At 62.6% G+C, this 11,402-nt stretch carries 13 protein-coding genes and 1 tRNA gene; 12 read left to right on the top strand and 2 right to left on the bottom strand.

Features of this window, described 5'->3' with window-relative positions; translation table 11 throughout:
- Positions 1-174: FAD-dependent oxidoreductase (locus ACO1XS_RS25815; protein ID WP_331573365.1), on the bottom strand; the 174-nt coding region annotated here is incomplete at its 3' end.
- 191 nt (positions 175-365) lie between these two features.
- On the opposite strand from ACO1XS_RS25815, the gene ACO1XS_RS25810 reads away from it, so the two are divergent.
- Together ACO1XS_RS25810 and ACO1XS_RS25805 are read left to right on the top strand one after the other, a co-directional pair.
- Positions 366-1,145 carry an SDR family oxidoreductase gene (locus tag ACO1XS_RS25810; RefSeq protein WP_331573341.1) on the top strand — a complete coding sequence of 260 codons (780 nt, stop codon included), beginning with the start codon at positions 366-368 and terminating at the stop codon, positions 1,143-1,145.
- Positions 1,146-1,237: 92 nt separating this feature from the next.
- Positions 1,238-1,669 carry an acyl-CoA thioesterase gene (locus ACO1XS_RS25805; protein WP_331573343.1) on the top strand — a complete coding sequence of 144 codons (432 nt, stop codon included), beginning with the start codon at positions 1,238-1,240 and terminating at the stop codon, positions 1,667-1,669.
- 12 nt (positions 1,670-1,681) lie between these two features.
- On the opposite strand, the gene ACO1XS_RS25800 is transcribed toward ACO1XS_RS25805, so the two are convergent.
- The gene (locus tag ACO1XS_RS25800; RefSeq protein WP_331573345.1) at positions 1,682-2,227 is read right to left on the bottom strand and encodes a PAS and helix-turn-helix domain-containing protein; all 546 of its coding nucleotides are present in this window, start codon (positions 2,225-2,227) and stop codon (positions 1,682-1,684) included.
- Positions 2,228-2,490: 263 nt separating this feature from the next.
- Between ACO1XS_RS25800 and ACO1XS_RS25795 the strand changes: the two genes are divergently transcribed.
- The 10 genes from ACO1XS_RS25795 (at position 2,491) to rplT (ending at position 11,364) form a co-directional block, all read left to right on the top strand.
- A complete protein-coding gene (locus tag ACO1XS_RS25795; protein ID WP_481580618.1) occupies positions 2,491-3,195 on the top strand; it encodes a CoA transferase subunit A in 705 nt (234 codons plus the stop codon).
- Position 3,196: 1 nt separating this feature from the next.
- Positions 3,197-3,838, top strand: a complete 642-nt coding sequence (locus ACO1XS_RS25790; RefSeq protein ID WP_331573347.1) for a CoA transferase subunit B — start codon at positions 3,197-3,199, stop codon at positions 3,836-3,838.
- Between the two features lie 79 nt (positions 3,839-3,917).
- Positions 3,918-4,844 (top strand): alpha/beta fold hydrolase, encoded by a 927-nt coding sequence (locus tag ACO1XS_RS25785; protein WP_486392012.1) that lies wholly within the window; start codon positions 3,918-3,920, stop codon positions 4,842-4,844.
- Between the two features lie 113 nt (positions 4,845-4,957).
- A complete protein-coding gene (locus ACO1XS_RS25780; protein ID WP_331573351.1) occupies positions 4,958-5,317 on the top strand; it encodes a RidA family protein in 360 nt (119 codons plus the stop codon).
- Positions 5,318-5,372: 55 nt separating this feature from the next.
- Positions 5,373-7,595 carry a RelA/SpoT family protein gene (locus tag ACO1XS_RS25775; protein ID WP_331573353.1) on the top strand — a complete coding sequence of 741 codons (2,223 nt, stop codon included), beginning with the start codon at positions 5,373-5,375 and terminating at the stop codon, positions 7,593-7,595.
- Between the two features lie 117 nt (positions 7,596-7,712).
- A tRNA-Val gene (locus ACO1XS_RS25770) sits at positions 7,713-7,789 on the top strand.
- A gap of 286 nt (positions 7,790-8,075) precedes the next feature.
- Positions 8,076-9,983: a threonine--tRNA ligase gene (thrS, locus tag ACO1XS_RS25765; protein ID WP_331573355.1), complete on the top strand. Its 1,908-nt coding sequence runs from the start codon at positions 8,076-8,078 to the stop codon at positions 9,981-9,983.
- Positions 9,984-10,030: 47 nt separating this feature from the next.
- On the top strand, positions 10,031-10,552 hold the full coding sequence (infC, locus tag ACO1XS_RS25760) for a translation initiation factor IF-3 (protein WP_331573369.1): 522 nt from the start codon (positions 10,031-10,033) through the stop codon (positions 10,550-10,552).
- A gap of 224 nt (positions 10,553-10,776) precedes the next feature.
- Complete coding sequence (rpmI, locus tag ACO1XS_RS25755; protein WP_331573357.1) at positions 10,777-10,974, top strand: 50S ribosomal protein L35; 198 nt, start codon at positions 10,777-10,779, stop codon at positions 10,972-10,974.
- A gap of 30 nt (positions 10,975-11,004) precedes the next feature.
- Entirely contained in the window at positions 11,005-11,364 is a 360-nt protein-coding gene (rplT, locus tag ACO1XS_RS25750; RefSeq protein WP_173258875.1) for a 50S ribosomal protein L20, read from the top strand.
- Positions 11,365-11,402: the final 38 nt, after the last annotated feature.

Below are 11,402 nucleotides of genomic sequence, written 5' to 3'. Positions count from 1 at the left end.
GATCTCGGAGCCTTTTTCCAGCACGCATACGCCAAGCTCGACGCCTTTTTCCTGCGCGAGCTGTTTGAGCCGGATGGCCGCCGAAAGTCCCGCGGGGCCGCCGCCCACGATCACGACGTCGTATTCCATCGATTCGCGCGGGCCGTACTGCTCGACGAGACGCTCGGGGGTCATTGGGGCTCCTTAGCCGTTAGAATGCTTTTTTCGGGTTCGTATTGTCAGCGAACGAAGAGGGCGCTGCAACCGAATGAGTCAACATTAGCACGACCGTTCTATTTTTGTGATAGAGTGCCCCCTCTGTTGTCGGGCCGATATCGCGTGCGCGTCGCCGCAAACGTACAACCTAATCGATAAAGGGATCGACAATGGGCCGTTCGATCAATCTGGAAGGCAAAGTTGCGCTGATCACGGGCGCCTCGAGCGGGCTCGGCAAGCGTTTCGCGCTGGTGCTGTCGCAGGCCGGGGCGAAAGTGGTGTTGGCGAGCCGCCGCGTCGAGCGGCTCAAGGAGCTGCGGGCCGAGATCGAGGCGTCGGGCGGCGCCGCGCACGTCGTTTCGCTCGATGTGACGGACTATCAGAGCATCCGCTCGGCCGTCGCGCATGCGGAGACCGAGGCGGGCACGATCGACATTCTCGTGAACAATTCGGGCGTATCGACGACGCAAAAGCTCACCGAAGTCACGCCGGCGGATTTCGAATACGTATTCGATACGAATACGCGCGGTGCGTTTTTCGTGGCGCAGGAAGTGGCCAAGCGAATGATCATGCGTTCCGCGTCGGCCAATCACAAACCGCCGTACCGGATCGTCAATATTGCATCGGTCGCGGGTTTGCGTGTCTTGCCGCAGATCGGACTCTATTCGATGAGCAAGGCGGCGGTCGTGCAGATGACGCGTGCCATGGCGCTCGAATGGGGCCGCCACGGCATCAATGTCAACGCGATCTGCCCCGGCTACATCGACACGGAGATCAACCATCATCTCTGGTCGACCGATCACGGGCAAAAGCTGCTGTCGATGCTGCCGCGCAAGCGCGTCGGCAAGCCGGAGGACCTCGATGGCCTGTTGATGCTGCTTGCGGCGGACGAGTCGCAATTCATCAACGGCGCGGTGATCTCCGCCGACGACGGTTTCGCGCTGGCGTAAGCGACGAAGCGAATCGCATGACGCGTGCCGCGAAGACGCGTGCCCCCATCCGCTGTGCTCCATTTTTATTTTTGTTGAAAGAAGACGTGACGATGAGCGATGACCAACCCGTGTTCGAGATGTCGATGCCGATCCGCTGGGGCGACATGGATGCCTTCGGCCACGTCAACAACACCGTCTTTTTCCGCTACATGGAGCAGGTGCGGATCAGCTGGTTCGAAGCGCTCGGGCTTGTCGGCAATGCGCGGGACGGCCAAGGTCCGGTCGTCGTCAATGCGTCCATGGAGTTCTTGCGCCAGCTCCACTATCCGGGCGACGTCATTGGGCGCATGGCAGTGGCGCGCCCCGGCCGAAGCAGCTTCGACACCACATTCGAACTCGTGCGCGCCGACGACCCGAAGACCCTCTATGCACGCGGCAGTGCGCGTTGCGTCTGGATCGACTACGCAGCCGGCAAGTCGGTGCCGCTGCCCGAGCCCCTTCGGGAGCTGATCGAGCGGCACGCATCCGAAAAGGCGGCCTGAGCGGCGCTGCGCTTACTGGCCGAGTAGCCGCTGCAACAGCTCTGTTGCATTGCCGGTCCCGTATTTGCGCATGAGCCGCGCACGGTAGATATCGACGGTTCGCGAGCTGATGTCGAGCGCGCGGCCGATCTGCTTGCTCGTCTTGCCGGTCGCCAGCTGCGCCGCCACTTCCCGCTCGCGCGGCGTGAGTTCGACGGCCACGCGCCGCGTGGCGCTCAAATCCTCGAACGTCCAGACCCCGGCCGCGAGCGGCGCATGACGCTCGAGCGCGCGCCCCGTGACATGGCACCAGAACAGTTCGCCGTCCGCGCGCTTCATGATGCGATCGTCGGCGTAGCTGCCTTGTGCCGTCATGATGGGGGCGATGCGTTCGCCGATGCGCTCGAATTCATCGGGCGAAGGATAGAGCACCCGAAACGATTGGCCGATCAATGCCTGGCGATCGCACCGGAAGATTCGCGCCAGGGCGTCGTTGCAGTCTTCGATGACGCGATCTCGCGAGAGCACGAGTCCGAGCGGGGCGAGTTGAAAGGCGGTCTTGTAGTCGATTTGGGGCATGGTCTGCGAAGTGCTGCCGCGAAAGGCTGGGCGGGCCTTTCACCTATGTATTTTTGCGTATTGTGCCGCACGCGTCGGCCATCTTACCCTTTTGCCCATCGTGAGAGGCGCGAAGCGAGGCAGGCGAGAGCCCACCACGTCGACGCGGCCGCCAATCGACCATTGGCCCGCGGACGACTAGAATGCTCAAGCGTCGAGGCTTCGCGCGACGCATGCCGACACGGCTGCGTATCCGCCAATTCCAATCGTGGAAGGACAATGAGATGAACAAGGTTTATCCAAGCGCGTCCGCCGCACTCCAAGACATCGTGAAAGACGGGCAGACCTTTGCCGTGGGCGGCTTCGGCCTATGCGGCATTCCAGAGGCGCTCATCGCCGCGTTGCGGGACTCCGGCGTGAAGGGCCTTACCTGTATCAGCAACAATGCCGGCGTCGACGGCTTCGGCCTCGGCCTGCTGCTCGAGACGCGGCAGATCAAAAAGATGATTTCTTCCTACGTCGGCGAGAACAAGGAATTCGAGCGCCAGTACCTCGCAGGCGAACTCGAGCTCGAATTCACGCCGCAAGGTACGCTCGCCGAGAAGCTGCGTGCGGGCGGCGCGGGCATTCCGGCGTTCTACACGAACACCGGATACGGCACCATCATTGCCGAGGGCAAGGAAACGCGCCAGTTCGGCGAAAACTTCTATGTGCTCGAGCCTTCGCTGACGGCGGACGTGGCGCTCGTCAAGGCGTGGAAGGCGGACAAGTCCGGCAACCTCGTGTTCCGGCGCACCGCGCGCAACTTCAACCCGATGTGCGCGATGGCCGGCCGCATCACCGTGGCGGAAGTCGAAGAAATCGTCGACGTCGGCGCGCTCGATCCCGATGCGATCCACACCCCCGGCATTTTCGTGCAGCGCATCGTGCTCAATGCGCATCCGGAGAAACGCATCGAACAACGCGTCGTGCGCGCGAAGGGAGACTGACATGGCATGGACTCGCGAACAGATGGCTGCGCGCGCGGCGCAGGAGCTGCAGGACGGCTATTACGTGAATCTGGGCATCGGGTTGCCTACGCTCGTCGCCAACTACGTTCCGGCCGGCATCGAAGTATGGCTGCAGTCGGAAAACGGTCTGCTCGGCATCGGCCCGTCGCCGACCGAGGACGAGATCGATCCCGATCTGATCAACGCCGGTAAGCAGACGATCACGACGTTGCCCGGTTCATCGATTTTCTCGTCGGCCGACTCGTTCGCGATGATTCGCGGCGGTCACATCAACTTGGCCATCCTCGGGGCGATGCAGGTCAGCAAGACCGGGGATCTCGCCAACTGGATGATTCCCGGCAAGATGATCAAGGGAATGGGCGGTGCCATGGATCTCGTGGCGGGCGTGAAACGTGTCGTGGTCTTGATGGAGCATGTCGCCAAGGGCGATCAGCACAAGATCCTCGAGAGCTGCACGCTGCCGCTCACCGGCGTCGGGGTGATCGATCGGATCATCACGGATCTGGGAGTGATCGATGTCACCCAACAGGGACTCAAGCTCGTCGAACTTGCCCCCGGCGTCAGCCTCGACGAAATCAAGGCCAAAACGGGGGCGCCGCTCGACGTAAGCGGCATTCACTGACGGCGTCGCACGCGCGGTCCGCGCGAGACGCAATGTGCCGGGCCCGTGCTGCGCCCGGCTTTTTTTCGAGGGTCGTTCCATGAGCTCGTCGCCCGGTAGCGCATCGCCCGCCCACGCCTCGCAACTCGCCGGTCCGCGCTTGCGCTATGTGCAGTGCGCAAACCCTGCCGGTTTGCACCGGATGGCCTACACGGAGTGGGGCGACCCCGAGAACGAGCGCGTGCTCGTCTGCGTGCATGGCCTCACGCGTTCGGGGCGCGATTTCGACCGCGTTGCGACCGCGCTCTCGGATGTTTACCGCGTGGTGTGTCCCGATGTCGTCGGCCGCGGCCAGTCCGATTGGCTGCCGGAGCCGAGCCGCTACGGCATCCCGCAATATGTGGCCGACATGACGACGCTGATCGCGCGACTCGATGTCGAATCCGTCGACTGGTTCGGAACGTCGATGGGCGGGCTCATCGGGATGGCATTGGCGGGCTTGACCGGTACGCCCGTGCGCAAGCTGCTCGTCAACGACGTCGGCCCGCATATCGAACCCGCGGCGCTTGCGCGGATCGGCTCGTACGTGGGGCAGCCGGTGCGCTTCGCCTCGCTCGACGAGGGCATCGATCACGCTGCGCTGCTCGCCGCTTCGTTCGGGCCGCTCACGCTCGACGAATGGCGCGAGATCAATACGCCGCTGCTGCGGCAACGCGACGACCGCGCCTGGGAATTCCGCTACGATCCGGGCATTGCCGTGCCGTTTACCGCTTCGACCCCGGAGGCCAATACCGCCGGCGAGGCGATGCTCTGGCACTTGTTCGAGGCCGCGAAATGTCCTGTGCTCGTGGTGCGCGGGGCGTTGTCGGATCTGCTCTCGCGCGAGACCGTCGCACAGATGGTGGCGCGCGGACATCAGGTGTCGAGTGTGGAAATTCCGGGCGTGGGCCATGCGCCGGCGTTTCTCGACCCGCAACAGATCGGCATTGCGCGCCAGTTCTTCGTCGGTGACGGCAACGCGTCATAATAACGGTCTCGCGCGCGGCGTCTCACATTCGGCGAAGGGCGGGGCGTATCGCCGTTGCCTACCGCCGCCGCGCGTAACGACCGATCGAGCGGTCATCGAACAGGACTTTTCAAATGGCAGTCATTCGTCATCACGTCGGCAAGCGTCTTTCCGAGATCGCCATTCATAACGGCACCGTCTATCTGGCCGGGCAGATTGCCGAGGACACCGCGCAGGATGCGGCAGGCCAGACGCGCGAAGTGCTGGGCCATATCGATCGCCTGCTCCAGGAGGCGGGCAGCGACAAGACGCACTTGCTGTCAGTGCAAATCTATCTCGCCGATATGGTGCATTTCCCGGCAATGAATGCCGTCTGGGACGAGTGGGTTGCGCAGGGCAACACGCCGCCGCGCGCCACCGTCGAGGCGAAACTCGCCAACCCTGAGTGCCTCGTCGAAATCGTCGTCGTCGCAGCACAAAAGCAAAACAGCTGAGCGGCCTGCGGGTGTGCGTGCGAGGGCTGCCTCGCCTGAGAAAGTGGGCTTCACGATGATTGCCGAAAACGACGCCGCGGCGTTGCCGTCCTACGAGGAGGCGCTTGCCTTCGTGCGCGAGCACGCGGGCGACGCGCGCTTGCCGACGGGCGAATTGCTGGCCGATCACGCCGAGGGAACGGCGACGATCGTGCGCAAGCTCAATGTCGATCCGCCCGCCGTGCTGGCGGCGGCGCTCTTTGTGCTCACGCCGCGCCTGGAGGACCCGGAGCGCAAGATCGCGGAGCGCTTCGGCGAGGAAGTCGCCCGTCTCGTCGGCGATGTGCGCAAGCTGCTGCGGCTCGGTACCGTGAGCCTGCGCGTGACGCAAAGCGCAGCGGCCGACGCGAGTCGCGAAGCCCAGGAGGAGCGCCGCGCGCAAATCGAAGCGCTGCGCAAGATGCTGCTCGCGTTCGCGCAGGATATCCGCGTCGTGCTGATCCGGCTCGCGTCGCGCGTGCAGTCGCTGCGATACTACGCCGCGGCGAAGCGCTCGCCGGGCGTCGACGTCGCGCGCGAAACGCTCGACATCTACGCGCCGCTCGCCAACCGGCTCGGCATCTGGCAGCTCAAATGGGAACTCGAGGATCTTGCGTTCCGCTTCGAAGACCCGGACACCTACAAGCGCATCGCCAGGCTGCTCGACGAAAAGCGGGTCGAGCGCGAGACCTACGTCGCAAGTGCGATCGAACGGCTGCAGCAGGAGCTTGCCGCAGCGCATATCCGGGCCGAAGTGAGCGGGCGGCCGAAGCATATCTACAGCATCTGGCGCAAGATGCGCGGCAAGGCACTCGATTTCGCGGAGCTCTACGACGTGCGCGCGTTTCGCGTCATCGTGCCCGACATCAAGGACTGCTACACGGTGCTCGGCATCGTCCACAACCTCTGGCAGCCCGTGCCGAAGGAATTCGACGACTACATCTCTCGTCCGAAGCCGAACGGCTACAAATCGCTCCATACCGTAGTGATCGGCGATGACGGTCGTGCCTTCGAAGTCCAGATTCGCACGCAGGAGATGCACCGCTTCGCCGAATACGGCGTGGCCGCGCATTGGCGTTACAAGGAAGCCGGCGTGCGCGGCTACGGCGGGCAGTTCACCGCGAGCGAGAAGTACGACGAAAAAATCGCCTGGCTGCGCCAGCTGCTCGCCTGGAAAGACGAAGTCGCCGAGGGCGAGCATCCGGAGAACCCTTGGGAGCAGCTGCGCCAGGCCACGCTCGACGACGATCACATCTACGTCATGACGCCGCAGGCACGCGTGATCGCGCTGCCGCAAGGGGCGACGCCTGTCGATTTCGCCTACCACCTGCATAGCGAACTCGGCCACCGCTGCCGTGGCGCGCGCGTGGACGGCGCGATGGTGCCGCTCAATACGCCGCTTTCGAACGGACAGACGGTCGAAATCATTGCGGTGAAGGAGGGTGGGCCGTCGCGCGACTGGCTCAACCCGCAGCTGGGCTATCTGCAAAGCGCGCGTGCGCGTCAGAAGGTCCGCGCCTGGTTCAACGCGATCGACTCGCAAGAGAACGTTGCGAATGGACGGGCCATCGTCGAAAAGACGTTGCAGCGCGAAGGGAAGACGTCGGTCAGTCTCGATCATCTGGCGGCGAAGCTCGGTTTCAAATCGCCGGAAGAGCTTTTTTCGCAGGTGGGCAAAGACGAGTTCAGCGTGCGTGCGATCGAGCAGGCGCTGTCCGACACGCCGCCGCCCGAACCGGAACCCGAGGCGCCCGCGCAATTCGAAAAGCGCGGCAGCGGCTCGAGCGTGGCGCATGGCGCATCGGCCGGTGTGCTGGTGGTCGGCGTCGACGCGCTGCTCACGCAGCTTGCACGATGCTGCCGGCCGGCGCCGCCAGACGCGATCAGCGGGTTCGTCACGCGCGGCAAGGGCGTGTCGATCCATCGCGACGACTGCCCCATGTTTTTACGCATGGCGGCGCGGGCGCCCGAGCGCGTGCTGCAGACTGCGTGGTCGGCCGATGTGCTGGGTGGCCGCGGCGCTTCCGTCTATCCGGTCGATTTGACGATCGAGGCGCAGGACCGGCAGGGGCTCTTGCGCGACATCTCCGAAGTGTTCGCGCGCGAGAAGATGAATGTCGTCGGCGTGAAGACGATGAGCCGGCGCAACGCGGCGTTCATGCAGTTCACCGTCGAGGTGTCGAACGCGGCGCAGGTCCAGCGTGCGTGCACGTTGCTTGGCGAAGTTAGCGGCGTAGTGCGCGCGGCCCGCAAGGGCTGACGCAGGACACGGAGGGCGGCGTGGAAGCGAGGTCCGCGAACGAGGCCTGCACTTGCATGTGAAAGCATAAAAGTGCTTGCCAAGTTTTCAGGGACTCCATATAATCGCTCTTTCTTCAGGCTCGTAGCTCAGCTGGTTAGAGCACCACCTTGACATGGTGGGGGTCGTTGGTTCGAGTCCAATCGAGCCTACCAACGAAATACGAAAATCCGGTTTGCCGGTTTTTCAAGCAGCGCGAAATACGCCCTCGGGCGTCAAAGGCGAATACGGTTATGACACCGCGAACGTTGACCGAAACAACTTCGGAGCGACGCTAGTCGAGGACCTCTTTCGCCCTGTTTCAGTATCTGCGGTTAATGAAAGTGAATGCGGCCCCTCGAAAGCGGGGCCGCATTTTTTTTGTCGGCCGGAGTTGGCGCTCGAGTGCTGACTCCGGCCTCTGACGATGCCGCGCGCTTCGCGGCAACCGGAGAGAACGCAATGGTTTCGATACGCCTGCCAGACGGTTCGGTTCGACAGTACGAGCATCCGGTCACGGTTGCCGAAGTGGCGGCCTCCATCGGTCCGGGGCTTGCCAAGGCCGCGTTGGGCGGCAAGCTCGATGGCGAGCTCGTCGATACGTCGACGCTGATCGATCGCGACGCGTCGCTTGCCATCGTCACGGACAAAGACCCCGATGGCCTCGACATCATTCGCCATTCGACGGCCCACCTGCTCGCGTATGCGGTGAAGGATCTCTACCCCGAAGCGCAAGTCACGATCGGTCCGGTGATCGACAACGGTTTTTATTACGACTTCGCGTATCAGCGGCCATTCACGCCCGAAGATCTCGAGAAGATCGAAAAGCGCATGCAGGAGCTCGCGAAGAAGGACGAGCCCGTGACGCGGCGGGTGGTATCGCGCGACGAAGCCGTCGAGTACTTCAAAAGCATCGGCGAGCAATACAAGGCCGAGATCATCGAATCGATTCCCGCCGAAGACGAGATCAAGCTGTACGCGCATGGCGGCTTCACCGACTTGTGCCGCGGCCCGCACGTGCCGTCCACGGGCAAGCTGAAGGTCTTCAAGCTGATGAAGGTCGCGGGCGCGTATTGGCGCGGCGATTCGAAGAACGAGCAGTTGCAGCGGATCTACGGTACGGCGTGGGCGAAGAAGGAAGAGCAGGACGCCTATCTGCACATGCTCGAGGAAGCGGAGAAGCGCGATCACCGCAAGCTCGGCCGTCAGCTCGATCTGTTCCATCTGCAGGACGAGTCGCCCGGGATGGTGTTCTGGCATCCGAAGGGGTGGACGCTGTGGCAGCAGGTCGAGCAGTACATGCGCCGCCGCGTCAATGCGGACGACTATCTCGAGATCAAGACGCCCATGATCATGGACCGCTCGCTGTGGGAAGCGTCGGGCCATTGGCAGAACTATCGCGAGAATATGTTCACGACGGAATCGGAAAAGCGCGACTACGCGATCAAGCCGATGAACTGTCCCGGGCACGTTCAGGTGTTCAAGCACGGCCTGCGCTCGTACCGCGATTTGCCGCTGCGCTACGCGGAATTCGGCTCGTGTCACCGCAACGAGGCATCGGGCGCGCTGCATGGGCTCATGCGCGTGCGCGGCTTCGTGCAGGACGATGGACACATCTTCTGCACCGAAGACCAGTTCATCGCCGAGTCGATCAAGTTCAATACGCTGGCGATGAGCGTCTATCGCGACTTCGGCTTCGAGCATATCGATATCAAACTGTCGCTGCGTCCCGAGCAGCGCGCGGGCACGGACGAGATCTGGGACCGCGCCGAAGCCGGACTTCGCGAAGCGCTGACGGCCTGCGGATTGCAGTGGGAGGAGCTCGACGGCGAAGGCGCGTTCTACGGCCCCAAGGTCGAGTACCACATCAAGGACGCGCTGGGCCGCTCGTGGCAGTGCGGCACGCTTCAGCTCGACATGGTGCTGCCGGAGCGCCTGGGCGCCGAATATGTCGCCGAGGACAACAGCCGCCGGCGGCCGGTCATGCTGCATCGGGCCATCGTAGGCTCGATGGAGCGTTTCCTCGGCATTCTGATCGAGCATCACGCAGGTGCGATGCCGCCCTGGCTCGCGCCGACCCAGGCAGTGGTCATGAATATCGCCGAAAGCCAGGCCCAGTATGCGAGTGCGCTGGTCCAAACGTTGCAAAAACAAGGGCTTAGAATCGAGGCCGATTTGCGCAACGAGAAAATAAGCTATAAAATACGCGAGCATACGCTCGAAAAGGTGCCGTATCTGCTCGTGGTCGGCGATAAAGAGCGTGATGCCCAAACGGTAGCCGTGCGTGCCCGTGGCGGTGTGGATCTTGGCGTCATGCCGATCGATACCTTCGTTGAGCGCCTGCGTCAGGATGTCCAGGCCTTCAAGTAACCACTTGGCAGCGCGGCTCGTTTTTTTAATTTTTAGAGGAACCGAACATCGCTACTGATAAGTCGCATCGCATCAACGGTGAAATTTCTGCACCCGAGGTGCGTCTGGTCGGAATCGACAACGAACCGCTCGGCATCGTAAAACTGGCTGATGCTTTCCGCATGTCGGAACAGCAGGACGTGGATCTGGTGGAAATCGCACCCCAGGCGGTCCCGCCCGTTTGCCGCTTGATGGACTACGGCAAATTCAAGTACCAGGAAGCGAAAAAGCAGCACGAGGCCAAGCTCAAGCAGAAGGTCATCCAGGTCAAGGAAGTGAAATTCCGTCCCGGGACCGACGACGGTGATTACAACGTCAAACTGCGCAACCTCATACGCTTCCTCGAGGACGGCGACAAGACGAAGATCACGTTGCGTTTCCGCGGTCGCGAGATGGCGCACCAGGAAATCGGTATGCGGATGCTCGAGCGCCTGCGCACCGACCTCGACGAGGTCGGGCAGGTCGAGCAGATGCCGAAAATGGAAGGGCGCCAGATGATCATGGTGCTCGCGCCGAAAAAGAAGAAGTGACGCGGCGTGCCGCGAACGGAACGGTCGTTCGCGGTAAGTTGGCTTTGCACAGGCAGTACCCGGCAGGTTTCGGAACGACGCGAAGCGTCGTTCCTGAAAATGCGGCGGGCCCGGGAGGTTTCGGGCTGGGCGCCGCAAACAAGTGGACTGGGTTTCGAAGGGCGGATCTGGGGCATTTTGCCGGCCGCACACCCATCGCCATCTAATAAATGGAGTTGTTCGTCATGCCTAAGATGAAAACCAAGAAGAGCGCTGCAAAGCGCTTCGTGGTGCGTCCGGGCGGTACCGTCAAGCGCGGTCAAGCCTTCAAGCGCCACATCCTCACGAAGAAGACCACGAAGAACAAGCGCCATCTGCGCGGTTCCACCGCGGTGCACGAGACCAATCTGGACTCGGTGCGCGCGATGCTGCCGTTCGCTTAACCCTCAACCGACAACTCATAGGAGCGAAACATGCCTCGAGTCAAACGTGGGGTTACAGCACGTGCCCGACACAAGAAGATCATCAACCTTGCGAAGGGCTATCGCGGCCGTCGCAACAACGTCTTCCGCATTGCGAAGCAAGCGGTCATGCGTGCAGGTCAGTACGCATACCGTGACCGTCGCAACAAGAAGCGTGTGTTCCGCGCGCTGTGGATCACGCGTATCAACGCGGCGGTGCGCCAGCACGATATGACGTACAGCGTGTTCATCAACGGCCTGAAGAAGGCGTCGATCGAACTCGACCGCAAGGTGCTGGCCGATATGGCCGTGTTCGACAAGGCTGCTTTTGCCGCGATCGTGAAGCAGGTGAAAGCCGCCGTCGCAGCCTAATTGCGAAATTAGTACTGCTTGGTTCGTGGCGGCGGGAT

The sequence above is a fragment of the Trinickia sp. genome (assembly GCF_057351765.1).
The sequence above is the reverse complement of the archived record's forward strand: the minus strand, read 5'-3'. Positions and strand labels throughout refer to the sequence as shown.

Bases quoted from the DNA above. Each gene is read 5' to 3' on its own strand.
- ACO1XS_RS25805 (WP_331573343.1), top strand. From the start codon at position 1,238: ATGAGCGATGACCAACCCGTGTTCGAGATGTCGATGCCGATCCGCTGG.
- ACO1XS_RS25790 (WP_331573347.1), top strand. From the start codon at position 3,197: ATGGCATGGACTCGCGAACAGATGGCTGCGCGCGCGGCGCAGGAGCTG.
- ACO1XS_RS25795 (WP_481580618.1), top strand. From the start codon at position 2,491: ATGAACAAGGTTTATCCAAGCGCGTCCGCCGCACTCCAAGACATCGTG.
- ACO1XS_RS25800 (WP_331573345.1), bottom strand. From the start codon at position 2,227: ATGCCCCAAATCGACTACAAGACCGCCTTTCAACTCGCCCCGCTCGGA.
- rpmI (WP_331573357.1), top strand. From the start codon at position 10,777: ATGCCTAAGATGAAAACCAAGAAGAGCGCTGCAAAGCGCTTCGTGGTG.
- ACO1XS_RS25785 (WP_486392012.1), top strand. From the start codon at position 3,918: ATGAGCTCGTCGCCCGGTAGCGCATCGCCCGCCCACGCCTCGCAACTC.
- ACO1XS_RS25780 (WP_331573351.1), top strand. From the start codon at position 4,958: ATGGCAGTCATTCGTCATCACGTCGGCAAGCGTCTTTCCGAGATCGCC.
- ACO1XS_RS25775 (WP_331573353.1), top strand. From the start codon at position 5,373: ATGATTGCCGAAAACGACGCCGCGGCGTTGCCGTCCTACGAGGAGGCG.
- ACO1XS_RS25810 (WP_331573341.1), top strand. From the start codon at position 366: ATGGGCCGTTCGATCAATCTGGAAGGCAAAGTTGCGCTGATCACGGGC.
- thrS (WP_331573355.1), top strand. From the start codon at position 8,076: ATGGTTTCGATACGCCTGCCAGACGGTTCGGTTCGACAGTACGAGCAT.
- rplT (WP_173258875.1), top strand. From the start codon at position 11,005: ATGCCTCGAGTCAAACGTGGGGTTACAGCACGTGCCCGACACAAGAAG.